The following is a 23,553-nucleotide window of genomic DNA, read 5'->3' on the forward strand; positions in this document are numbered from 1 at the left end:
CCGGCGTACCCGCGGAGGGTTTTGATGGTGTGTAAGGGTTGGGGTATGAATCGGCTCGCGGATGCCACCTCGCCCTACCTGCTTCAGCACAAGGACAACCCGGTCGACTGGTGGCCGTGGGGCGAGGAGGCGTTCGCGGAGGCGCGGCGGCGCGAGGTCCCGGTGCTGATCTCGGTGGGTTACGCGAGTTGCCACTGGTGTCACGTGATGGCGCACGAATCGTTCGAGAACGACGAGATCGCCGCGCTGATCAACGAGGGGTTCGTAGCGATCAAGGTCGACCGGGAGGAGCGGCCGGACGTCGACGCGGTGTACATGACCGCGACGCAGGCGATGAGCGGGCAGGGCGGCTGGCCGATGACCGTCTTCGCCACGCCGTCGGGTGAGCCGTTCTTCTGCGGCACCTACTACCCCCGGCCCACCTTCGCCGGGCTGCTGCGATCGGTGACCAAGGCCTGGTCGGAGCAGCGCGACGAGGTGATCAAGCAGGGCGCGGCAGTGGTCACCGCGATCGGTGGCGCGCAGCTGGCCGGCGGGCCGACCGCGCCGATCTCCGCGGAGCTGCTCGACACGGCCGCGACCCGGCTGGCGGCGGAGCACGACGAGCGGCACGGCGGCTTCGGGGGCGCGCCGAAGTTCCCGCCGCACATGAATCTGAGCTTCCTGCTGCGGCACTGGCAGCGGACGGGCGGCGCGCGGTCGCTTGAGATCGTTCGGCACACCGCCGAGGCGATGGCCCGCGGCGGGATCTACGACCAGCTGGCGGGCGGGTTCGCGCGCTACTCGGTCGACGCGCACTGGACAGTGCCGCACTTCGAGAAGATGTTGTACGACAACGCGCTGCTGCTGCGGGTCTACGCGGAGCTGTGGCGGCTGACCGGCGACCCGCTGTCCCGGCGGGTGGCGGGCGAGATCGTGGAGTTCCTGACCACTGTCGAGGGCGGTTCCGGCGGCTTCGCCTCCGCGCTTGACGCGGACACGGACGGCGTGGAGGGGCTGACCTACGCCTGGACGCCGGACCAGCTGCGCGAGACGCTCGGCGAGCAGGACGGCGACTGGGCCGCCGATCTCTTCGCGGTGACCACCGAGGGCACGTTCGAGCACGGTACGAGCGTGCTGCGCCTGGCCCGGGACATCGACGACGCGGACCCGGCGATCGTCGCGAGGTGGCGGGACGTGCGGACGCGGCTGCTCACCGCGCGGGCCGGGCGCCCGCAGCCGGCGGTGGACGACAAGGTCGTGGCCGCCTGGAACGGGATGACGGTGACCGCGCTCGCGCACTACGCCATGCTGCTGGACGCGGCCGAGCGCGCGGTTCCCGCGGACCTGGCCGTGCGTGCTGCCGAACTGCTCGCGTCCGTGCACCTGGTGGGCGGGCGGCTGCGGCGCGTCTCCCGGGACGGCGTGGCGGGCTCCCCGGCCGGCGTGCTCGAGGACTACGGCTGCGTGGCCGAGGCGTTCTGCGCCGTGCACCAGTTGACCGGCGACGGCGTCTGGCTGGAGCGGGCCGGAATGCTGCTCGACACCGCGCTTGAGCGGTTCGGGAACGGGGCCGGAGGCTTCTTCGACACCGCGGACGACGCGGAGAAGCTGGTCACCCGCCCGGCGGATCCGACGGACAACGCCACCCCGTCCGGCATGTCGTCGATGGCGAACGCGTTGATCGCCTACTCCGCGCTGACCGGCGAGACCCGCTACCGGGACGCGGCCGAGGCGGCGCTGCGCACGATCGCGCCGATCGCGGACAAGCACCCGCGCTTCACAGGCAATTCGCTTGCCGCGGCGGAGGCGCTTGTCTCCGGCCCGTTCGAGATCGCGGTCGTGACCGAGAACCCGGACACGGACCCGCTGGTCGCGGCCGCACGACGCCTCGCCCCGCCCGGCGCGGTGGTGGTCGCGGGCCGCCCGGACCAGCCCGGCGTGCCGCTGCTCGCGGACCGGCCGATGATCGGCGGAACGGCGACCGCCTATGTGTGCCGCGGCTTCGTCTGCGACCGCCCGGTCACCTCGGAGGAGGAGCTGGCGGCCACGCTACGCTGATCGACGAGATGGATACCCGAACCGGTCTGCCCGTTGTCGGCATGGTGGGCGGTGGCCAGCTGGCCCGGATGACCCACCAGGCCGCTATCGCTCTCGGTCAGTCACTGAGAGTGCTGGCCCAGTCTCCCGACGACGGCGCCGCGCTTGTCGCCGCGGACGTCCAGATCGGTGAGCACACCGACCTGGACGCGTTGCGCGAGTTCGCGAAGTCGTGCGACGTGGTCACGTTCGACCACGAGCACGTCCCGTCCGCGTACATCCAGGCCCTGGCCGCCGAGGGGTTCACGGTGCACCCGGGCGCGGAGGCGCTGCAGTTCGCTCAGGACAAGCTCCTGATGCGGACGCGGCTGACCGAGCTGGGCTTTCCGGCGCCGCGCTGGCGTACCGTCGAAGGCCTTGATGATCTGGTGAACTTCGGCGACGAGGCCGGCTGGCCGGTGATCGCCAAAGCCACCCGCGGGGGGTACGACGGCCGTGGCGTCTTCCCGCTCGCGGACGCGGACGCGGCCGCCGCGCTTGTCGCAACCGGCACGCCGCTGATCGTCGAGGAGCGGGTGCGGCTGGTCCGGGAGCTTGCCGTGCTTGTCGCCCGGTCGCCGTTCGGGCAGGTCGGGGCGTACCCGGTGGTCGAGACAGTGCAGCGGGACGGCATCTGTGTGGAGGTGCTGGCCCCCGCGCCGGACCTCGACGAGGAGCTGGCCGTCGCCGCGCAGGAGCTCGCGATCGGCGTCGCACAGCAGCTCGGCGTGGTCGGGCTGCTTGCGGTCGAGCTGTTCCAGACCGCTGATGGCCTGCTTGTGAACGAGCTGGCCATGCGCCCGCACAACTCAGGCCACTGGACCATCGAGGGCGCGCGCACGTCGCAGTTCGAGCAGCATCTGCGTGCGGTGCTCGACTATCCGCTCGGCGAGACCGCGCTGGCCGCGCCCGCGGTCGCGATGGCGAACCTGCTCGGCGGCGAGCCCGGCGACATGAGCCTCGACGAGCGGCTGCACCACCTGTTCGCGGAGGACCCGGGCATCAAGGTCCACCTGTACGGCAAGCAGGTCCGCCCCGGCCGCAAGATCGGGCACGTGACCGCGCTGGGAACTGACATGACGTCGGTACGGGCGCGGGCCGCCCGGGCCGCGAGATGGCTTCGAGAGGGACAGTGGTGACGGTTTCCGTTGGCGTGATCATGGGGTCGGACTCGGACTGGCCGGTCATGAGGGCGGCGGCCGAGGCGCTCGACGAGTTCGGCGTCGCGCACGAGGTCCGGGTGATCTCCGCGCACCGCACGCCGCAGGGCATGCTCGACTACGCCACCGGCGCGGCCGGGTGGGGACTCAAGGTGATCATCGCGGGTGCGGGCGGCGCGGCCCACCTGCCGGGCATGGTCGCGTCCGCGACGCCGCTGCCGGTGATCGGGGTGCCGGTGCCGCTGAAGTACCTCGACGGCATGGACTCGCTGATGTCCATCGTGCAGATGCCGGCCGGGATCCCGGTCGCCACCGTGTCGATCGCGGGCGCGCGTAACGCCGGGTTGCTTGCGGTCCGCATCCTGGCCGCCTCGGACGCGTCGTTGCAGGCCAAGGTCATTTCGTTCCAGGAGTCGCTCACCGCGATGGTGGCCGAGAAGGACGCGAAGCTGCGCGCTCCGCTCTAGGTGCGCGCCCCTCTGTCGGGGGGCTTCTGTGCACGGTAGCTTTTCCGTGTCGAGTACATGCGGAAAGGCACGTGATGGATCAGGCTGATCGGCAGTTCGAGGAACTGCTCCTCCACCTGAAGGAGGCGCGCGGCTTCGACTTCACCGGGTACAAGCGTTCCAGCCTGGTGCGACGGGTCGGGCGGCGGATGGCCGTGTTCCAGATCACCGACTACACCGATTACCTGGATTACCTGCAGGTCCATCCGGACGAGTTCACCGCGCTGTTCAACACGATTCTGATCAACGTGACCTCCTTCTTCCGGGACCCGGAGGCGTGGGAGAGCCTGCGCCGGTCGGTCCTGGAGCCGATGGTGGCGGCCAAGCCCACGGACGCGCCGATCCGGTTCTGGAGTGCCGGGTGTGCGTCCGGCGAGGAGGCGTACACGCTGGCGATGCTGCTCGGCGAGATCCTCGGGACGGACGGGCTGCGGGACCGCGTCAAGATCTACGCTACGGATGTCGACGACGAGCAACTCGCCGAGGCGCGGCATGCGACGTACGACCGGTCGGCGATCGCCGCTGTCCCACCGGAGTTGGCCGCGAAGTACTTCGAGGAGACCGGCGGGCGTTTCCAGTTCCGGCAGGACCTGCGCCGCTCGGTCATCTTCGGCCGAAATGACCTTGTGCAAGACGCCCCTATCTCCCGAATCGACCTGCTTACCTGCCGGAACACGCTGATGTACTTCACCCCGGAGACGCAGGCGCGCATTCTTGCGCGCTTTCATTTCGCGCTCGGGGACGGGGGTGCGCTCTTTCTCGGCAGGGCTGAGACGCTGCGCCACCACAGCGGCCTGTTCCTGCCGGCCGACATCAAGCACCGCATCTTCCGGCGGACCGCACGCGCGGCCGGCTACCCGGCGACGACCGTGAGCTGGCAGCACGCCGTGCGTACCGGCGACGACTCGCTCGGCGTGGATCAGATGCGCCTCGCCGCGCTGCTGGCCGGCCCGGTCGCGCAGATCGTGGTCAGCTCGGACGGGCTGGTCGTGATCAGCAATCAGCAGGCGGAGCGGCTGTTCGGCGTCTCCTTCCGAGACGTGGGACGGCCGTTCCAGGACCTGGACGTGTCATTCCGGCCGGTGGAGCTGCGGACCTACATCGAGAAGGCCTTGGCGGAGCGCCGCACCGTGTATCTGAAGGACGTGCGGCACCACGCGACGTTCCTGGAGGTGCAGGTCACGCCGCTTCAGGAACGCGAGGGGGACCCGCTCGGCGTGGCGCTGGTGTTCCAGGACGTCACCGCGGCCCGGCGGCTGCGCGATGATCTGGAGACGGCGAACCGCGAGCTGGAGGCCGCGTACGAGGAGCTTCAGTCGACGAACGAGGAGATGGAGACCACGAACGAGGAACTTCAGTCTACGGTCGAGGAGTTGGAGACCACGAATGAGGAGCTCCAGTCCACGAACGAGGAGCTGGAGACCACGAACGGGGAACTTCAGTCCACCAACGACGAGCTGCAGAACAGCAACGAGCGCCTGCGCCGTAAGACCGCGGAGCTGGACGGTGCGAACGCGTTCATGGACGCGATCCTGTCCAATCTGCAGGCCGGCATCCTGGTGGTGGACCCGAGCCTGAAGATCCGCTCCTGGAACCGTCAGGCGGAGAACATGTGGGGCCTGCGCTCGAGCGAGGCCGTCGGCAGGCACCTGCTCAACCTGGACATCGGACTTCCTGTCGACCAGCTGCGCCCGGTGATCCGGCAGGCGCTCGGCGGCGAGCCGGAGCCGGGTGAGCTGGAACTTCAGGCGGTCAACCGGCTCGGGCGGCAGATCACGGTCCGGATCGCGTGTAGTCCCATGCTCGACGAGGGCGTGCCGGTCGGCGCCATCCTCGTGATGGAGGAGTAGCACTTTTGGATGCCGCCGGGTCGGGTACCCATCCCCCGGAACCCGAGGAAGGGGCCACGGTGCTGACCTGGACCGTTGAATCGCGTGACGACCGTGTGACGGTCTCGGTGCGTGGCGACCTGGCCGTCTCCGACACCACGGGCCTGCGGGTCGCATTGCTGAAGTGTCTGGCGGATCAGCCGGAGGCACTCCTGATCGACCTGTCGGAGATGCGGGTACGGGAACCGCACGCATTGAGCGTGTTCACGCTTGTGGTCCGGCAGGCGGCCATGTGGCCGGGCACGCCGGTCGTGCTCTGCGCGCCGCCGCCCGAGACGGCGGAACTGCTGACCGGTGGCGGCTTCGGTGCGCAGCACATCGTGTCCGGGCTGGCCGAGGCGCGCGCGCAACTGGACAGGGGCCACTCCGGCATGTTGACGGTGAGTGATGAGCTGTTGCCGGTGCGTGGCGCATCCCGGCACGCCCGGGACGTGGTCACGGATGCCTGCGCACGCTGGTCGCTGCCGCACCTGGTCGGGCCGGCGTCGGTGATCGCCGGCGAGATGGTGGCGAACGTGATCGATCACGTCGGCACGATGATGACGCTGCGTGTGTCCCTGCGGCGGCGGCACCTGCACGTGACGGTTCGGGACGGCTCGCCGGAGCCGCCCGTGCCGCTGCAGCCGCCGTTCCGCCCCGGGTCCGGGCTGTCCCTGATCGACGCGTCCGCGACGCACTGGGGGTGGATGCCGGCCACGGACGGCAAGGTGGTGTGGGCAGCCCTAGGGCTGAAGGAGGAAGCCTAGGCCGGTCGTGCTGATCAGCCGGGCCAGGTGCGGTGCCACGCCGGTGATGGTCAGCTCCACGTCGCGGCCCTGGGCGGCGGTGTGCACCGCGACCAGCGAGGCCAGGCCGGCGGCGTCCATCCACGGCACGCGGTGCAGGTCCACCACCAGCCGTCGAGGCTGGGCGGCGCAGAGCGCGGCGAGCAGACGGGCGCGCAGCTGGGCCGCGCTGTCCCGGTCGACCTCGCCGTAGACGTACGCGCGGCGGGTCCGGTTGGGGCCGGCGCGCAGCTCCACCCGCACCTCCGGCTCACCGGTCGTGCCCGGCCAGGGCGGCACGACGTCGCTGAGCAGCGTGATCCGCAGCCAGGAGAGGGACCGGGCGAGCAGCCGGGAGATCTGCATCTGCGAGACGCCGAACTGCTCGGCGATCTCCGCCTGGGTGAAGTTTCCCCAGAAGCGCAGCGCCAGCATGCGCCGGTCCCGCTGCGGCATGCGCTCAAGCAGGCGCCTCATCGCGGCGCGGTCGTCGACCGCGGCAAGTGACGGGTCGGGCGCGCCGAGCAGGTCGCCGAGTTCGGTGTCCTCCTCCTCGGTGACCTGGCGGTTGAGCGACAACGGCAGGTAGGCGGCGAGGGACGCCCGGGCCGCCCGTACGTCGGCGTCGCCGACACCGAGGAAGTCGGCCAGTTCAGCGTCGGTGGGCGTCCGCGCGTACCGGGAGGAGAGCGTGCCCGTGGCACGGTTCAGGTCGAGGCCGAGATCCTGCATGCGGCGTGGGACGTGGACGCCCCAGGTGTGGTCGCGGAAGTGACGCCGCAACTCGCCCCGGATGGTCACCACGGCGAACGCGGTGAACGAGCCGCGGTGCTCCTCGTACCTGTCGATCGTCTTCAGCAGGCCGAGCCGGGCGACCTGGTCCAGATCCTCCGGCGGCTCACCCCGCCCGTAGTACCGGCTGGCCAGCCGCCCGGCGAACGGGAGCGCGACGTAGACGAACTCCTCCCGCAGCCGGCCCCGCTCGGCGTCGGCGGCGGTGGCTCGGGCCCGGACATATCGCCCCGCGCAGACGTCGAGGTCCGGGTCCGGGCTGTTCTGCTCGAACATCACGCCTCATCTCTTCGCGCTTGACGCTCGCGCGACAGGGGACCATCCGAAATCTAATGCCGCGTCGCGCGCGACGTCGTCGAATCCTCCATCGATCTGTCCCCCCGATGAAGATTTCCCCCGTGCAGGTGTCATCTACCGCATCGTTCCGCCACCCGCACCCTCATCGTGCGGCCTGCGCGGCGTCAGGGGAGCGGAAGCACACGAGGGTGGCGTTATGTGCGCAACCACCCACCGTGGGTTACCGCATGCGGCCGATGTTGCCGCGGAACGCCATCGCCCGCCGCCGGTTCTCGTTGTTGGCGCCGAGCAGGAGCAGCACGCCGCCGACCGGCAGCAGCACCCACCAGGCGCTGACCATGGTGACGATGAAGTGAAGCGTCGCGATCGTGGTGACGACCGCGCCGATGACCAGCGGCGCCTGCTGCTGCCAGCGTGAGCCGATGATCAGGCAGACCAGCGCGCCGAGCAGCAGCGCGATCTGCCGGACGCCTGTGGTCTCGCGCGAGATGACCAGTACCAGCGTGGGCAGGAACGCGGCGATAAGCGCCGGGCCGTACGCGTACCAGCTGTTCAGCTCCTCGCGGTAACGCGACTCCAGCCAGCCGATGAGCAGCGCGAGCGCGGCGAACGGCAACGTGTACGCCTCCGGCAGCGCGACGTCCGCCACAAGCATGAGCAGCAGCCACGCGCCGACCTCCAGGCCGACCGAGATCCAGAACAGCATGCGCCGCTCCGACTCGGGGCGGCCGGGCCGGCTGGACGCGAGGCCGAGCACCGCGCCCCACGCGGCCAGCAGCGCGGCGACGTGCCGGGCCGAGTCGAACGCGAGCGCCAGCGCCAGCAGCGCGGCCGCGTAACCGGCCCACTCGACCGCGTAGGCCTCGCGGACTGTGCGCGGGTCGCGCAGCCGGGGCAGCATCGAGCTGGCGATCAGCAGCGCGGCCCCGACCGCGAGCACGGCGAACGCGGCCCAGTAGCGGTCCCGGCCCGCGGTGAGCAGCAGCGTCACCACGAACAGCTGCGCCATCACCGCGGCGAACAGCCAGCCGAGGATCCGGGCGATCTCGACGCGCCCGGCGAGCGCCGCGACCATGCCCACGCCGACCGCCGCGGCAAGCGTGAAGAGCGTGAGCGGGCGGGTGGCGAGCGCGCCGGTCAGCCCGGCGCCGCCGGCCATCAGGCCGATCACGAACACCAGGCTGCGGGAGGCGCGCAACGGCCTCGCCGCGGCGGTGTGCAATGTGGGCGTGAGCGCCAGGCCGAGCATGGCGATCGTGAAGACGGCGAGCGCGGCAAGCGTCGACGCCGGCCAGTTGTAGTCGAGCGCGACCGGCATGATCAGGATGGTGACCGCCAGGCCGGGCAGGATCACCGGCACGGACAACAACGGCCGGTCCCCGCTGAAGCCGAGCGCGGCGAGCGTGGCCACGCCGGTGAGCAGCAGCGCGGCAAGCACGCTGGTGCCGTCCAGCGGGCGGTCCGGCAGCGGGTCAAGCAGCGCGTCGACCGGGCCACCCCAGATCAACTGCAGCTGCTGGTACGGCGTGACAAGCGACGCCACCAGGTACGGCAGGATCAGCACGACCGCGATGATCGCCGGGATCGCGCCCGCGTAGAGCGCGCCCATCGCCGGGCTGACCGTCCACCGCCGGCTGACCGTCACCGCGCGGGAGAAGAAGTCCTGGAAGCGGCCGCTCGCGGTCGGCGACCACGTCTGCGTCGTGGTGACCACCCGGGTCGGCGGGCTGGTGCTGCCGCGTAGCAACTCGGCGAGCACGCCCAGCAGCGCTGCAGCGGCGGCGTAGAGCGCGGCCGGATGGTCGGTCGGCAGTGAGGCCAGCGCCGTGACTGTGGCGCCGCCGGTGACGCCGATCGTGGTGTACGGCAGGTACTGCGGAATGTTCCGCCCGACCACGGCCAGCACGGCCAGCCCGAGCGCGGACCCGGCCAGCGCGGAGAGCAGCACCACGTCGACGCCGCGGCCGAGGTGCGCGGCCACGCCCGCGAACACGCCGGGCAGTGCCAGCAGCGCGCCACCGGCCGCGAAACCGCCGATGACGGAGAGATGCCGGGGCAGCTCGATCTGCGCGGCCTCCAGGTCGCCACGGGTGGCGCGGGCGGCCCGCACCCGGCGCGCGATCGGCCCCTGGTCGCCGGCGAGCGCCGCGACAAGCACGCCGATGGCGGCGATCATGGCGAGCGCGGCCGAGGTGGTCCACGGACGCACCAGGCTGGCGGCCGCGGCGTGCAGCGAGACCGCGATCGCGGCCGCGACCCGGGCGTACCCGGCGGACGGCACGATTGTCATCACGGCCAGGACACCGCAGACGGCCGCGACGAGGCAACCGACCACGATCGGCGACCACCAGGGCCAGCCGAGCGCGGCCGGCGCGGAGACTGTGGCGAGCGCGACGCAGGCGGCGGCCGCGTTGTAGGCGAGCGGCCGGTTCAGCGCGAGCACTGCGGCACCGGCCAGCATGAGCAGCGCGAGCGGCACCTCGGCGCCGCCGGTGGCCGGGGACGTGGTCCAGGAGTTGAGATCCGCGTCCCAGAGCGAGCCGGAGATGGCGAGCGCGCGCAGGCCGGCGCCGATCGCGAGGTACCCGGCGATCGCGACGACGACCGCGCCGGCCACTGTGACGCCGGTGGTCGGCCCGCGCCGCCAGTCGGCCGGCAGCAGCCAGGCGCCGGCCGCGACAAGCAGCACCATCAGTGCGGCCACGCCGAGCTGGGCGTCCGGAAAGACGATCGCGCCGACCCGGGCAAGCGCGCCGATGACCGCGACCGTGGCCGCGGCCGCGGCCACGTCCGCGCCGTCGAGCACCCGGTCCGAGCGGCGGCCGGAGTCTATCTGCGGGGTCAGGAACAGCAGCACGGCCGCGACAAGCATCAACGCGCCGACCAGCGCGTCCGCGGCCGAGGCCCGATCGGCGCCGAACGATGCGGCGGTCACCGCGAGCGCGCCCAACCCGGCGCCGACCGTGACCGGCATGCTTACCGCGCGGTGCGCGACCTGGCTGATCGCGGCGTAGCCGAGCGTCACCGAGACGGCCAGGAACGCGGCGGCCAGGATCGGCAGCGTGGCACCCTGGTCGCCGGGGGTGGAGATGGCCGCGACTGCGGCGGCGACCGCGCCTGGGAACGCGAAGGCGGCGCCGCCCTTGGCCCAGTCGCCGATCACCCAGGCGAACAGCCGCTCGCGCGGGATCAGCTGCGAACCGACCGCGATCATGACGCCCGCACCGGCCAGCGCGGTGAGCACGGCCGCGGTCAGCCAAGGGCGGGACACGGCCGCACCCGCACCGGCCAGCCCGACCACGGCGGCCGCGATGACGTGCGCGTACGCCGCGTTCCTGGTGCGGGCCGCGAGCCCGGCCAGGCCGATGCCGATCGCGCCGACCACGAGCGGCCACGGCGCCTCCGACCAGAGCAGGCCGAGTGACGCGGGCACGGTCAGCGCGGTGACCGCGACGCCGGCGACCGCGCTCTCGTAGCGGACCTCGCCGGGCAGCGCCAGCGCGGCCGCGATCGTGACAAGCAGCGCGCTCAGTGCCAGCTGCCAGCCTGGCTCTCCGGCGAACTCCGCCATCCGGGCCGCGTGGGTGGACAGATCGGTGCCCCAGGGCGGGAGCGCGGCGCGGATCGGGGCGATCGAGGCCGGGATCGCCTGGAGCGCGATGACAAGTGTCAGCACGGTCAGCGCGACAGCGGCCGCCAATTGAGGGCCGCGGCGCAGGTAGGCCGGGAGCAGCCGGATGCCGACGCCGGTCAGCGCGGCCGCCGCGGCGATGGTGACGAGCGCGCGGCCGGGTACGGCGACAGACGCTATCCGGGCGATCGCGCCGATCACGGCGAGCGTCATCGCGCCGGCCGCGAGGTCGCGCAGCCCGGGGCGGCGCAGCAGCATGGCCCCGGCCAGCCCGGCGCCGGCCGCGAGCAGCAGAACCAGCGCGGAACGGTACGCCGCAGGCGGTGTGCCGGCCCGGAGCACCGCGATGGTGGCGAAGAACAGCGCGGTCGCGACCGCCACGCCGAACAGCGCCCAGATGAGCTCCGTCAGGTACCGGCCGGACGGGGCTCTGCGCTCCGTGGTGTTGTTCAGCACCGCGTCCGGCTCTTCGTCGTAGCCCTCGGGACGCTGCTCGGCGCCCCTCCGCTGCGGCGGCACCGTGACGGTGCGGCCGCCCGGCCAGGACGGCGCGAGCGTGCCGAAGCGAAGCAGCACCCGGGTGAGCGCCAGGTCCAGCACCGCGACAAGCGTGAGGATCAGCGCCCAGGCGGTGGCGCTGTTACCGGCGGCCCGGCTGAGCAGCAGCGGCAGCACCGGCTGCAGCGCCAGCACCATCGCGTAGCGCGGCGTGGCCAGCGAGGTCACGCCCGCATAGGCCGCGGCGATGCCCGCGGTCACCGCGAACGTCACGCCGAGGAAGATCTCGTCGGAGGCGGTGCTGACGACCTCGTGGATCGCGTAGCCGCCCAGCGGCACCAGCACGATCCCGATCGCGGAGATGGTCTCCGCGGTGGAACTGAGCCCGCGCCGCTCCACCACCGGCGCGAGTGCCAGCGCGGCGACCGCCGCGACCAGAAGCACGCCGACACGGGCGACGGAGTCGACGTTGCCGATCGCGACCGCGGCGAACACCACCGCGGCGGTACCGAGCACAAGCCAGGCGAGCCCGAGGATGAGGTTCTGCACCGAGCGGGACGAGGTCTCGGCGTGCTCCGGCAGCGGCTCCTCGGACATCGGCTGCACCCGTGGCCGCCGGGGCGGGGGCGGCGGCTCATCCATGATCACCGTGGTGGTGCCGGCTTCCGCGGTGGGGCGCGGGGACGCGGCGGGACGCACGGTGCGGCGGCGGGTGCGGCGGGTCTGGGTGCGCGCCTTCTCCTGCGCCTTCTCCCGGACGGTGTTGGCGGCGCGGAGCGTGTCGCGCTGGAAGATGGCGGTGTTCAGATCGGCCGCGAGCTGGGCGCGCTCCTTGGCGAGCTTCATGTCCTTCTGCTTCAGCTCGGCCATGGCCGCGTCGATGCGCGAGATCTCGTCCTGGAACGTGTTGACCGTGCCGCAGTAGGGACACCGGACGGCCGGATTGATCATCCGGCCGCAGGAAGCGCAGGGATAGGTTGCCATGCGTCACCCTCCACGTTCGCTTCCGCTACTGCCCTCATAGGAAGCATGCCGAAGCGCACGGCCGGTGGGTAGTCCTGGCGATCAATTTCCACACAAGCGGGCACGGAAACGGCCGGGACCCGATGGGATCCCGGCCGTGTCGTTCCTGAGTGTTACGGGCGGCCCATGCCGCGGTACTCCCAGCCGGCGCCGGTCCACAGCGTGCTGTCCAGGCAGTTCCGGCCGTCGATGACCTTCTTGCCCCGGGCGATCTCGCCGAGCGAGGTCGGGTCGGCGTTGCGGAACTCGGCCCACTCGGTGAGCACGCAGACCAGGTCCGCGTCCTGCACGGCGGCCTTCATGGTGTCCTCGTAGGTCACCGTGGGCAGCGCGCGGGCGGCGTTCTCGTTGCCCTGCGGGTCGTAGGTGTGCACGTCCGCGCCGGCCTTGCGCAGCAGCGCCGCGACCGCGAGCGCCGGGGCGTCGCGGACGTCGTCGGAGTTCGGCTTGAACGTGGCGCCGAGCACCGCGATCTTGGTGCCGGACAGGTCCGGGCCGGCCGGGCCGAAGCGGCGGCCGAGCAGATCCGCGGCGACCTGCAGCACCTTGGTACGGCGGCGCAGGTTGATCAGGTCGACCTCGTGCAGGAACCGCAGCGCCTCACCGGCGCCCAGCTCCTGCGCGCGGGCCTGGAACGCGCGGATGTCCTTCGGCAGGCAGCCGCCGCCGAAGCCGATGCCGGCCTGGAGGAAGCGGTTGCCGATGCGCGGGTCGTACCCGATCGCCTTGGAGAGCTGGGTGACGTCCGCGCCGGCGACCTCACAGACCTCGGCCATCGCGTTGATGAAGGAGATCTTGGTGGCCAGGAACGCGTTCGCCGCGACCTTGACCAGCTCGGCGGTGGCGAAGTCGGTGACCACCATCGGCACCTCGCGGTCCTCGGTGGCGGCGAGGTCGAAGACACCCTTGTGCGCGGCGAAGAGCATGCTGTTCGCCCACTCGCTCTTGATGCCGACCACGATGCGGTTCGGCCGGAGCACGTCCTCGACCGCGAAGCCCTCCTGGAGGAACTCGGGGCTCCAGGCGACCTCGATGCCCAGGTCCGGGTCGGCGTGCTTGCCGACCAGCTGCTCGATCCACTCGGCGGTGCCCACCGGGACTGTGGACTTGCCGACGATCAGCGCCTTGCGGGTCAGGTGCTGGGAGAGGCCGCTCACCGCCGCCTCGACGTAGGAGAGATCGGCGCCCTGGCTCTCGGCGCGCTGCGGCGTACCCACGCAGATGAAGTGCACGTCGCCGTGCTGCGCGGTCTCGGCGTAGTCGGTGGTGAACCGCAGTCGGCCGGAGGCGAGGTTACGCCGCAGCAGCTCGTCCAGACCGGGCTCGTGGAAGGGCACGGAGCCGGCGGACAACTTGGCGATCTTGGCCTCGTCCACGTCGAAACCCACCACCTCGTAGCCCAGCTCCGCGAAGCAGATCGCGTAGGTGGCCCCGAGGTAGCCAGTGCCGAGGAACGTCAACCTCGGCCGCGCAGCGCCGGACGGCGGGGTCACCGGGGCGATCGCTTGCACGGACTGGCTGGTGGGGTAAGGGATCGTCACGCCTTTTCTCCGCTCACAGCATGTTTCGGCCTTGGGCGCAGGCGACAATAGTCAGAGTTCCTACGCGTCGGTAACAAGGATCTGAATGACGGTCGGTATCCTCGCACCCGCGCAGGTTGCTAGCAAAGGGAAGGGCCGCAATGTCGACAATCCCATCATTCGATGCCTATCGAATTCCAGAAGATCATGATGCGGTGCGTGAAGCGGTTCGCGCAGTGTGTGACGCCAAGGTAGCTCCAAATGCCGCGGAAGCGGACGAAAAGGCAGAATTCCCCATCGCCTCCTACGATGCGCTGCGCGCTGCGGATTTTCACGCACCTCACATCCCGGAACGCTTCGGCGGCGCCGGCGCGGACGCACTCGCCACCGCAATCGTGATCGAGGAAGTGGCCCGCGCGTGCGCCTCCTCCTCGCTCATCCCCGCGGTCAACAAGCTCGGCACCATGCCGTTGCTGCTGGCCGGGAGCGAGGAGCTGATGGAACGCTACCTACGCCCGGTCGCGGCCGGCGAGGCCATGTTCAGCTACTGCCTCTCCGAGCCCGAGGCCGGCAGCGACGCCGCCTCCATGACCACCCGCGCCGAACGTGACGGTGACCACTACGTGCTCAACGGCGCCAAGCGCTGGATCACAAACGCGGGCGTCTCCGACTTCTACACCGTCTTCGCCGTCACCGACCCCGCCGCCCGCTCCCGCGGCATCTCCGCGTTCGTCGTGGAAAAATCGGACGACGGCGTGAGCTTCGGCGCACCGGAGAAGAAGCTCGGCATCAAAGGCTCGCCCACGCGCGAGGTCTACTTCGACAACGTGCGCATCCCCGCCGACCGCATGATCGGCGAGCCCGGCACCGGCTTCGGGACCGCCATGCGCACGCTCGACCACACCCGCGTCACCATCGCGGCCCAGGCCGTCGGCATCGCACAGGGGGCGCTCGACTTCGCACTCGGGTACGTCAAGGAACGCCGCCAGTTCGGCAAGGCCCTCGCCGACTTCCAAGGCCTGCAATTCATGCTCGCCGACATGGGCATGAAGCTCGAAGCGGCCCGCCAGCTGACCTACGTCGCCGCCGGCAAATCCGAACGCGGCGACGCCGACCTCACCTACTTCGGCGCAGCGGCCAAGTGCTTCGCCTCCGACGCCGCCATGGACATCACCACAGACGCGGTCCAACTGCTCGGCGGCTACGGCTACACCCACGACTACCCCGTCGAACGCATGATGCGAGACGCCAAAATCACCCAGATTTACGAGGGTACGAACCAGGTCCAGCGAATCGTCATGTCGAGGCAGCTGCTCAAGGGCTGATCTCCGAGTTTTAGCAGTTCAAGGCCCTATTTGAATGTCGCTGCATCGAAGTTTGAAGATTAAAGGTGCCTGAATGGCAGTGATCTACGAGTTGCGCCTGGGGCAACTGGCGAGATTGGCGTTTCTGTACGTCAAGAGGGGTGCGTTGGGCTGCGGTCCTGCCTGGTTCTCTGGGGAATGCTGGGCGAATCCTGACCTAGGCGTTCGCTGCATGTCGATGTGGCGATGGATGTGAGGCACCTTGTCCGGCGCATGGCTTCGTTGTGCCATGGCTGGACACGGTGCTTCCTGGCCTCGGGCGTCCGTGCCGTCCCGGGGCCGGGTGCTCGTCTCCTCGAGGGTACCGTTCGGTGTTCGGTATTGACCGAACACCGAACGGCGGTGATTATGGGGCTTGTGGCTGTCGAGGCTTTGCTGACCGACGCCTTCGCTCAGCTTGGGATCGTTGCTCGTGCACCGACCGTGACGCCGGACGAGGGCCTGGAGCTCGATCTCGATGTCAACGGTGTACAGCTGGCGATTTACGTTAAGCGTCGAGCTCTTGTCGATGGCACCGTTGCGGAACGTGCCCTCAAGGAACCTGGTCCATCCGACGCCACCCTTCTGATCGTTGGCGACCGGGTGACCGAGGACGCCAGAGGAATCCTGACTGCCGGAGGTGCCGGTTATTACGACCTGCGGGGCCGACTCGCGTTGCGCGCCCGCGGTCTGGTGGTGGATGCCGAGGTGACTCCGCTTCGTGAACGCCCTCAACGGGCGGGCGCCCTGCGTGGCAAAGCTGGATTAGAAGTCGCCTGCGCCCTGCTGCTGCGGCCCGGGCAGGGAACTGCGGTCCGTGAGCTGGCTCGTCGACTGCGGCGTTCCGCCAGCACCGTCTCCGAAATCCTGTCTGCGCTTCGCAACGACGGGCTGGTGGACGAGATGAACGCCGTAACGGATTCTCGCCTGTTCTGGCAGCTGGTCGACCACTGGGCGACGCCGCGCGTCCACCTCTCGCAGCTACCGCCGCCGGGTGATATCTCGCTGGCTCGGGCGTTGCGACTGGGCCTGGAGGAAGCGGAGTCGGGAACCGGATGGGCCTTGACGGCCTCGGCGGCTGCGGCTGCTTATGGTGCGCCGGTGGCTTTTCGGTCGGGACAGATCCTTGACTTCTATGTCCCTGACCAAGCCGTGCTACGTCGCGCCATGACATTGCTTGGCGTAGCGCCCACATCGGCCCTGGCCCACGCCACCATCTGCGTAGCCCCTGCTCCTGTTGTCGTACAGTCCCGCCTGAGCCCTGCCGCCAATCCGTTGGAATGGCCCCTCGCGCATCCCCTGTTTGTCGCGCTCGACTTGGCGCAAGACCCCGGTCGCGGCCGGGAGATCCTGGACGCATGGACACCTACCGGCGGGTGGCCTCGTGTCTGGTAACCACGTCGTCTTCCTTGGAGACGCCATGGCCATCGTGATTCAGGGCATCATCGAGGTCCAGAAGCTGCTTCGACAACCCCCGGTCATTGTCGGAGGTAGCTGTACTTTCACGGCTGTCGAACCCCTATCGCGCCACCGTGGACCTCGACGTGGTCGACCGCCTGCACGGCGACGTACCCCACCTCGAGGTTCTGAGATCCGCCCTCGGTGCCGAGCCGGCCCTGCCAGCCGTGGTCCTGCTGCCGACGCCCTACGGTCAGGTTAAAGTCGATGTCCTGGAGGTCCCGCAGATCGAACTCGATGAGCCCAGCGACGATGCCGGCGACCGGCTTCATGCGTCGTCACATGCGTGGGCCAACGACACCGCAACTGAAATGACCCTTGGCGTCAGTCAATCCAACGGCGAGAGTATCGAAGCCACCACCCTTGTAGCCGAGCCGGGACCGCTGGTAGCCATGAAGTTGCAAGCAGTCATGAATCGTTCGACTGCAAAGCAGGGCACCGATTTCCTCGATATCACCAGGATCATGCTCGACAGGGCTACCCGACCCGCGGCGATCGAGCAGATCGGCAACGTCGAGGTGTCCGTCGCGAGCGACATCGCGCTGCACGTCGATCTCTGGCTCGTAAGCCGCCAGGCGCAGGCGTTACGGCTCATCAACGCAGTCGGCGGTGCCGACATCACCTCGGACGACATCGCCCTGGTCTCGGAGTTTCTTATCGACGCATGCGAGCGCTGATAGCCCGGCGGATTCAAACTCGCAGTTAACTTCGTACATGACAAGCCGACTGGGAAGTTGGTGTTAAGTCGGCAACCTGGTCCGCGCGTTGCCGCCTGGTAAGCAGGAGCCCGCGGCGATGCTGGGAAATGCTGGACAGGCCGACCGGGAGTCGAGTTTCGTCAGCTCCGCGACGTCCCAGCTCCATCGGCTGGTGAAGTCCTCTGTCACTCCCAGCGCTCGTACGACTCGTACTCGCCGTACTCGTCCTCGACCCAGCCCAGATCGCGCCAGGTGCCGCTGCCGTCCAGGCGGCCGTCGAGTTCCAGCTCGATGTAGCTGCCGTCGTGCTCCGCCAGCCGGATCCGTTCGCCACGGCTGTAGAAGAACATCGACACACTGATGTGCGGCTGTCCGTCGATGATCTGCATGCCGAACACACCGTTCCATGCCAGGCCGAAACCGGTCGGGGAGGCCGCCGGGCCGCGCACCGACACGGAGAACGCCTCCGCCATCTCGGTGGCGCGGAGCACCTCCACCCGTTGCCGGAGATGCTGGGACAGCGAGTCGGCGATCGCGGCGATCTCCTGACGCCACCGGCCGGTGTAGTCCTGTGTCTCTCGGGCGTCGCTCATCAGGGCCAATCCTGTTCTTCCCAGCGCTGGCGGTTCGGGTAAATTACCGTATTCGCCGGGCTCGGCTGGACCTCGACGTAGGCGGCGTCATCGGCCCATTTCTCCGGCTTGACGGGCTTCGGGTTCGCGTGCGTAGTGTCGGCCTTGCCGTAGGCGGTGATAACCGAGTCCTTCTTCCCGGCCTCGGTGATGGCGACCGAGCCGTCCTTGTAGTAGATGTCCACCTCGCGGCCGTTCTTGTTGTAACCGGTGAACGTCCGCTCGGGGTTGTTCAGGATGTCGGCCTGTGCCGCCCGGTCGACACCGTGCTTCGAGTCCGCGTGACCGGCGGGTCGGCCCGTAGCGGACGGTGGCGCGCCGCGAAGCTCGTTGGGTTCCACCCGGCGCCGGAAGTTGTCGAAGCGGTCCTGGACGAGGTCGCGCTTCGGGTCGCCGGAGCGGTGCGGCCACGGCGATGGCGTGTCGCGGCCACCCGGTCCGCGCGACGAGGAGTGGCCGCCGCCTCGCTTGCCGTCCTTGAAGACGTTATCGAGCGGTTTCAGGATGCCCTTGGCGACGGCGCCGGCGGCCTTGCGCTTGCCGGACGAGTTGTCGTTCGACCTCCCGGACGAGGAGCCTCCCGACGAGGAGTTGCCACCTCTAGCCATTTAGCACCGCGTCGATCGCCATGCTGAGCAACTGGTCGAGGATCAACTGCGTCGCGATCTTGAAGAACGGGATCTCCAGCAGCGACGCGCCGAACGTGGCCACCGCGGTCGCGATGGCCTGGGCTATCTCGATGGCCAGGATCGTCAGCTGCACGATCACGTTGATCTTCAGGGCGAGAACCACGCCCGCCATCACCATCAGGCCCGCGCCCATGATCTGCGCCCCGGTCTGCGCGTCGGCCAGCTGCGCGGTTGGGCCGTCCGCCGCCGCCCACGCGGTCTGGAACGCGGTGATCGCCTCACCGCGGTTGCCCTGCCAGGCCCCGGCCGCCGCGGCGTCCGCCGCGGACACGTGACCGCCGATCATGCCGGCTGCGTTCATCCAGGACTGGCCCAGCTCGAACAGCCGTTCCTCGTCGGCCTCTGGCCAGGTGAAGCCCAGCAAGCCGAGTACCTCGATCAGTTCAGCGGGCAACTGCAGACCCACTCCATGCCTCCCCCGTGTGCCGTGCGCCGCCGGGCTAGCCCAGCGCCGATCCGATCCGGCCCATCTGCTGCGCGATCTCCTCCTCGACCGCGTCGTACGCGTCGGCCGCGACCGCCAGCTGGTAGCTGTAGTCGCCCATCGTGTCCAGGTTGGAGTAGAGGCAGTTGAACGCCATCGCGTACGCGCCCTGGTAGACCTCGCCGATGAGCTTGCCCAGGTCGTCGCCGCCCCACGGCGCGTCCTCCGCGGCGGTCTCGGCATCGAGGCGCTCGAAGTCGGCGAGCGCGGCCTGGAAGACGGATCCGATCCGATCGTCGGTGGCGCGCATTGACTCGGGGTTGACCTCGAAGCCGCTCATCGGCGCGTCTGCTGTTCGATCTGCCGCATCGCGTCGCGCAGGCCCTCGGTGATCCGGTTCATCGACCGCATCCCCTGCTCCTGGACCTCCGCCAGCCGGGCCGCCAGCTGCGCCGGATCCGCAGCGGATACGGACGCCTCCGCCGCGTTCGCGCCGCGCAGCGACGCCCAGGCCGCATTCACCGCCTCGATGATCTCCTGTTGCAGTTCGTTCCGGGACATCGACGCGGTACGGTCGTCCAGCAGCAGCCCGACAAGTCGCCCGTCCGCGGCCATCTGCGCCCGTACCTGCCCGTCCGCCGCCAGCCCGACCCCCACCGCATGCGGATCGTCCAGCATCGACGGCGGCTTCGGCGGCGCGGCGGCCGAGACTTGGGCCCGGGCGCGTTCCAGCAACTCAGCAAGATCGATCCCCGCACGGTCTACGCTCATCCCGTCCCCCTCGTCTCCAGCCGCGCCATCGTAGATGCATGCCGCAAACAGTTTCGCTGGTTGAGCATGTCTGGCAGCCCGGACCAGGCCCGGTTGGGCGGGTAACCGGCCGCCCGGCGTGGCACGCCTTGTGCGACGGGCTGTGTGACGGCTGATGCGATGCCAGGTGGGACTCGTATGACGCCGGGGGTGAGAGGCCTGCGGTGGCCCCTCACCCGCGGTGTTCAGGCGAACGATTTGAACTGGCGCCAGTCGGCCTCGATGATGTTGCCGATCGGGATGCCGATGGCGGTGCTGCTGGGGTGGTAGAGCTGGAGGTATCCGGTGCTGCCGTTGCGTACCCACAGGTCTGGGATCTTGTCGCCGTTGGTGTCCGGGATCCCGATGATGGCGCTGGCCGCGGCTGTGGTGAAGCCGGTGCCGACGGTCACGTCGGAGGAGGCCGGGACGAGTGATTCCAGGGTGACGCTGCCGGTGGCCGGGCCGGGTCTGCCAGGGCGGAGTGAGACGACGCCGCTGGACGGGTCGCGCCAGAGGAGGTCGGGCGTGCCGTCGAGGTTGATGTCGGCGATGTTGAGGATCTCGCGTCGGTCCCAGGCGTTCTTGTCGAGTTCGACGGCCTGGGTGAAGCTGGCGCCGGTGTAGCCGGTCAGTGCCCACAGCGAGGTGCCGGTGCGCAGGAACAGGTCGGGGTGCTTGTCGCCCGTGACGTCGCCGACGGCTTTGATCTGGGTCCAGGACGAGGGGGCGGGTGCGTTCGCCGGGAGCAGGATCCGGAGGCGTTTGCCGACGTCGAAGCTGCCGTATCCGTCGCCGGGATAGACCCAGAAACCGCCGTCGGGGGTACGGGCGAACAGGTCCGTGACGCCGTCGCCGGGGTAGACGTCGGAGTGTTTGGTGATCAGCGCGGGTGTGCTGCTGCCCCAGTCGTACCAGTGGCCCTCGGGGTTGGGTGTGCCGTCGGCGGTGTAGGAGGCGGCCAGCGACTGATCGAGTTCCCCGCCGACATCGCCGGGATAGGTGCGCAGCTGGGCGTTGTGGTTGATGGCGATCAGGTCCGGCAGCCCGTCACCGGTCACGTCGCCGGGTCCGTCCGCGCTGGACCGTGGGGCGACCCAGAACGTGTAGGTGGTCGCCTCGCTGCGGTTGCCGGCCGCGTCGTAGGAGCGGACCACGATCGTGGTCGGTCCGGAGTGCCGTGGCTTGAGGTCCGGGATGGTGACGGTGCCGTTGGACGCCGCGACGGTGACCGGGTTGATGCTGTCCAGCGCGTAGGTGAACGAGGCCGCGCCGGCCGCGGTGAACGTGAACCGGCCGCCGGTGCCGAACGGGACCTTGGACCAGACCCGCCCGTCGATGGTCGCCTCCGGGAAGTCTTCGCTTGTGACGACGGGTGCCGGGGGAGCGGTGGCGTCGATGGTGATCCGGCAGGCCCAGTCGGTGCTGGGCGGGTAGTTCGTCGAGTAGGCGCCCATCTGGTCCTCGCTTGTCACCTCCCAGTTGTAGGTGGCCTTGTCCTCGAGCATGGTGCTCGGGATGGTCACGCTGACCCGCTGGCCGTTCGACGCCGGGATCTCGGTGCCGTTCGGCCAGCCCTCGCCGACCTTCCAGAAGCGGAAGCGCAGGCCGCGGAGGTTCTCGTCCGGGTCGTAGCCGACCGCGCTGAGCACGATGTTCGTCTTGGCGACGGTGACGGTGCGGTCCGGGCCGGGCACGCAGGGGCCGCCGGGCGTGGAGATGCCGTCGGTCGGCTCCTGGGGCGCGCGGTTGTAGACGGTGGTCAGCACGGCGGTGTTGGCCTGGAAGAGCCGCCAGGTCTCGGTGTCGGACTCGTTGGTGGCGCGCATGCCGACCGTGATGTCGGACCAGCCGCCGTTCGCCGCGCTCTGGGTGAGGGCCTGGAGGTTGAAGGAGACGTAGTCGTCGTTACAGGCGGTGCCGTACCCGCGTGCGAAGCTTTTCCGTTCCTGCTGACTGTTCCAGATGGGCTGGTTGTTCCAGGTGGTGGCCGTGCCGATGGCGCCGGTCCACCAGAGTTGCATCTCCCGGGGCGAGCAGGACCAGGAGTGGGTGTTGAGGACCTTGAACGTGGCGGAGGCGATCGCCGCACCGCGCATCTGGCCGGTGAAGCCCATCTTCCAGAACGCGCGCCCGGTGTTGCCCTGCTGCGACTCGTAGCCGACCCGGGTCAGCGACGTGGTGCTGCCCGCGAAGTTCGTGCCGTTCATGAAGTTCTGGGCCGGGTTCTTCTTGTACGCGAACGTCCAGCCCACCTGAGCGGTGATGAACGTCGGGTCAAGGAACAGCGGGTAGACGGCCGCGTCGTCGGACAGCAGGCCGGTGGCGTCCGCGTCGAGGTGAATGCGGGCCGTGCCGGTGGTGTCGCCGTCCACCCGCAGCGGCATGGCCGCCTGGCGTGCGTGCGTCTCGATGTAGCCGAGTCCGGCGAGGTTCAGCACGTCCGCGGCCGTGGCGGTGGACGTGCTGCCGCCGCCGGAGGAGTCCCAGGCGTAGGGCGTGGGGACGGTGGAGATCTCCTTGCCGGTCTGGTCGCGGACGGTGACGCCGCCGGTCTCCGCCTGGTGGTGGAAGGTGGCGGTCTCGGAGAACAGCCCGAAGTCCGGGTGCCGCACGCGGTCCTGGGCCGCGGCTTCACGGGTCTTGATGATCAGCATCTGCCCGAAGCCGCCCTCGGGCCGGACCACAAGCAGCAGGTCGACGCCGGGCAGCACCTCGGGGTAGAGCGCGCGGGCGCCGTCGACCACCGGCGTCGGCAGCGGGCCGGGCCAGGTGTAGGAGATCGTGTGGCCCTCGACGTCCACTTCGGCCAGGGTGGACGTGACGCCGGTGCCGCCACCGGTCCCGCCGCTCTCCGGCTTCGATGTGTCGCCGGCGTGGAAACGCACCGGCGTGACCGCGTTGACCGGCTGCAGTGTCCCGGCGCTCTGATCGAGGGTCAGCGTGGTGTCGATCGGCGCCCACTCGCCGGCCGCGTTCTTCGCGCGCTGCACCACCGGGTGGGTCTCCGTGCGCAGCTGCCCGTCCGGCAGTGCCCAGGTCTGCTCGTGCGCGTTCGTCGCGGTCTCGACCAGAACGTCGGTGCCGGTGGCGATCGCCTCGGCGCGCGCGGCGGCCTCGGTGCGAGGTCCCGGTGCGGTGGCGGCCGGTGGTGCGGCCGCGGTGTCACGCGCCAGCCATAGTGGAAGGAGGCCGGCGATCAGCGCGACGGCCAGCAGGCCGACGGTGCAGGCCAGCCGAGTACGCGTGCGTACGAACGGGCTGAGGATGCGAGCCACGGTCTACTCCCGGGGGCCAGACGTCGATAAACGCGCATACGATCGCACGTCGAATCGGGTGACCGAGTGTTACCAGTCCGTTATGTACGGCCTTCATTACCGAG

The 23,553-nt window shown here is 69.9% G+C and carries 17 protein-coding genes; 8 read left to right on the plus strand and 9 right to left on the minus strand.

What is annotated here, in order from left to right; translation table 11 throughout:
* Positions 1–45: 45 nt before the first annotated feature.
* The 5 genes from ACIA8K_RS27510 (at position 46) to ACIA8K_RS27530 (ending at position 6,359) form a co-directional block, all read left to right on the plus strand.
* Positions 46–2,040: a thioredoxin domain-containing protein gene (locus ACIA8K_RS27510; protein WP_396064200.1), complete on the plus strand. Its 1,995-nt coding sequence runs from the start codon at positions 46–48 to the stop codon at positions 2,038–2,040.
* 8 nt (positions 2,041–2,048) lie between these two features.
* Positions 2,049–3,197, plus strand: a complete 1,149-nt coding sequence (locus ACIA8K_RS27515; RefSeq protein ID WP_396064202.1) for a 5-(carboxyamino)imidazole ribonucleotide synthase — start codon at positions 2,049–2,051, stop codon at positions 3,195–3,197.
* A gap of 20 nt (positions 3,198–3,217) precedes the next feature.
* Positions 3,218–3,685 carry a 5-(carboxyamino)imidazole ribonucleotide mutase gene (gene purE / locus ACIA8K_RS27520; protein WP_396064318.1) on the plus strand — a complete coding sequence of 156 codons (468 nt, stop codon included), beginning with the start codon at positions 3,218–3,220 and terminating at the stop codon, positions 3,683–3,685.
* Between the two features lie 74 nt (positions 3,686–3,759).
* On the plus strand, positions 3,760–5,574 hold the full coding sequence (locus ACIA8K_RS27525) for a CheR family methyltransferase (RefSeq protein WP_396064204.1): 1,815 nt from the start codon (positions 3,760–3,762) through the stop codon (positions 5,572–5,574).
* Positions 5,575–5,633: 59 nt separating this feature from the next.
* On the plus strand, positions 5,634–6,359 hold the full coding sequence (locus tag ACIA8K_RS27530) for an ATPase (protein WP_396064206.1): 726 nt from the start codon (positions 5,634–5,636) through the stop codon (positions 6,357–6,359).
* On the opposite strand, the gene ACIA8K_RS27535 is transcribed toward ACIA8K_RS27530, so the two are convergent.
* From ACIA8K_RS27535 to ACIA8K_RS27545, 3 genes are all read right to left on the minus strand, one after another.
* A complete protein-coding gene (locus ACIA8K_RS27535; protein ID WP_396064208.1) occupies positions 6,336–7,445 on the minus strand; it encodes a sigma-70 family RNA polymerase sigma factor in 1,110 nt (369 codons plus the stop codon). The two genes, ACIA8K_RS27530 and ACIA8K_RS27535, sit on opposite strands and share 24 nt — an antisense overlap.
* Positions 7,446–7,686: 241 nt before the next feature.
* Positions 7,687–12,579 carry an SCO7613 C-terminal domain-containing membrane protein gene (locus ACIA8K_RS27540; protein ID WP_396064210.1) on the minus strand — a complete coding sequence of 1,631 codons (4,893 nt, stop codon included), beginning with the start codon at positions 12,577–12,579 and terminating at the stop codon, positions 7,687–7,689.
* A 152-nt stretch (positions 12,580–12,731) separates the two neighbouring features.
* The gene (locus ACIA8K_RS27545; protein ID WP_396064212.1) at positions 12,732–14,159 is read right to left on the minus strand and encodes a UDP-glucose dehydrogenase family protein; all 1,428 of its coding nucleotides are present in this window, start codon (positions 14,157–14,159) and stop codon (positions 12,732–12,734) included.
* A 140-nt stretch (positions 14,160–14,299) separates the two neighbouring features.
* Between ACIA8K_RS27545 and ACIA8K_RS27550 the strand changes: the two genes are divergently transcribed.
* From ACIA8K_RS27550 to ACIA8K_RS27560, 3 genes are all read left to right on the plus strand, one after another.
* Positions 14,300–15,463 carry an acyl-CoA dehydrogenase family protein gene (locus tag ACIA8K_RS27550; RefSeq protein ID WP_396064214.1) on the plus strand — a complete coding sequence of 388 codons (1,164 nt, stop codon included), beginning with the start codon at positions 14,300–14,302 and terminating at the stop codon, positions 15,461–15,463.
* 396 nt (positions 15,464–15,859) lie between these two features.
* The gene (locus tag ACIA8K_RS27555) at positions 15,860–16,876 is read left to right on the plus strand and encodes an ArsR family transcriptional regulator (RefSeq protein ID WP_396064216.1); all 1,017 of its coding nucleotides are present in this window, start codon (positions 15,860–15,862) and stop codon (positions 16,874–16,876) included.
* Positions 16,877–17,013: 137 nt separating this feature from the next.
* Positions 17,014–17,616, plus strand: a complete 603-nt coding sequence (locus ACIA8K_RS27560) for a hypothetical protein (protein ID WP_396064218.1) — start codon at positions 17,014–17,016, stop codon at positions 17,614–17,616.
* 206 nt (positions 17,617–17,822) lie between these two features.
* Here ACIA8K_RS27560 and ACIA8K_RS27565 read toward each other — a convergent pair whose 3' ends face one another.
* The 6 genes from ACIA8K_RS27565 to ACIA8K_RS27590 all read right to left on the minus strand — a co-directional run bounded on the left by ACIA8K_RS27565 (position 17,823) and on the right by ACIA8K_RS27590 (position 23,449).
* Positions 17,823–18,230 (minus strand): hypothetical protein, encoded by a 408-nt coding sequence (locus ACIA8K_RS27565; RefSeq protein WP_396064220.1) that lies wholly within the window; start codon positions 18,228–18,230, stop codon positions 17,823–17,825.
* On the minus strand, positions 18,230–18,877 hold the full coding sequence (locus ACIA8K_RS27570) for a hypothetical protein (protein WP_396064222.1): 648 nt from the start codon (positions 18,875–18,877) through the stop codon (positions 18,230–18,232). Before ACIA8K_RS27570 ends, ACIA8K_RS27565 begins: the two co-directional genes overlap by 1 nt.
* Complete coding sequence (locus ACIA8K_RS27575; protein ID WP_396064224.1) at positions 18,870–19,364, minus strand: hypothetical protein; 495 nt, start codon at positions 19,362–19,364, stop codon at positions 18,870–18,872. Before ACIA8K_RS27575 ends, ACIA8K_RS27570 begins: the two co-directional genes overlap by 8 nt.
* Before the next feature lie 34 nt (positions 19,365–19,398).
* Positions 19,399–19,722 (minus strand): hypothetical protein, encoded by a 324-nt coding sequence (locus ACIA8K_RS27580; protein WP_396064226.1) that lies wholly within the window; start codon positions 19,720–19,722, stop codon positions 19,399–19,401.
* A complete protein-coding gene (locus ACIA8K_RS27585; RefSeq protein WP_396064228.1) occupies positions 19,719–20,153 on the minus strand; it encodes a hypothetical protein in 435 nt (144 codons plus the stop codon). Before ACIA8K_RS27585 ends, ACIA8K_RS27580 begins: the two co-directional genes overlap by 4 nt.
* 224 nt (positions 20,154–20,377) lie before the next feature.
* Complete coding sequence (locus ACIA8K_RS27590) at positions 20,378–23,449, minus strand: DNRLRE domain-containing protein (protein ID WP_396064230.1); 3,072 nt, start codon at positions 23,447–23,449, stop codon at positions 20,378–20,380.
* Between the last annotated feature and the right edge of the window lie 104 nt (positions 23,450–23,553).

The sequence above is a fragment of the Catenuloplanes sp. NPDC051500 genome, assembly GCF_044454585.1.
In the GTDB taxonomy this organism is placed as follows: domain Bacteria; phylum Actinomycetota; class Actinomycetes; order Mycobacteriales; family Micromonosporaceae; genus Catenuloplanes.

Coding starts and splice junctions, on each gene's coding strand:
- ACIA8K_RS27510 (WP_396064200.1), top strand. CDS start 46: ATGAATCGGCTCGCGGATGCCACCTCGCCCTACCTGCTTCAGCACAAG.
- ACIA8K_RS27515 (WP_396064202.1), top strand. CDS start 2,049: ATGGATACCCGAACCGGTCTGCCCGTTGTCGGCATGGTGGGCGGTGGC.
- purE (WP_396064318.1), top strand. CDS start 3,218: ATGGGGTCGGACTCGGACTGGCCGGTCATGAGGGCGGCGGCCGAGGCG.
- ACIA8K_RS27525 (WP_396064204.1), top strand. CDS start 3,760: ATGGATCAGGCTGATCGGCAGTTCGAGGAACTGCTCCTCCACCTGAAG.
- ACIA8K_RS27535 (WP_396064208.1), bottom strand. CDS start 7,445: ATGTTCGAGCAGAACAGCCCGGACCCGGACCTCGACGTCTGCGCGGGG.
- ACIA8K_RS27540 (WP_396064210.1), bottom strand. CDS start 12,579: ATGGCAACCTATCCCTGCGCTTCCTGCGGCCGGATGATCAATCCGGCC.
- ACIA8K_RS27550 (WP_396064214.1), top strand. CDS start 14,300: ATGTCGACAATCCCATCATTCGATGCCTATCGAATTCCAGAAGATCAT.
- ACIA8K_RS27565 (WP_396064220.1), bottom strand. CDS start 18,230: ATGAGCGACGCCCGAGAGACACAGGACTACACCGGCCGGTGGCGTCAG.
- ACIA8K_RS27570 (WP_396064222.1), bottom strand. CDS start 18,877: ATGGCTAGAGGTGGCAACTCCTCGTCGGGAGGCTCCTCGTCCGGGAGG.
- ACIA8K_RS27580 (WP_396064226.1), bottom strand. CDS start 19,722: ATGAGCGGCTTCGAGGTCAACCCCGAGTCAATGCGCGCCACCGACGAT.
- ACIA8K_RS27585 (WP_396064228.1), bottom strand. CDS start 20,153: ATGAGCGTAGACCGTGCGGGGATCGATCTTGCTGAGTTGCTGGAACGC.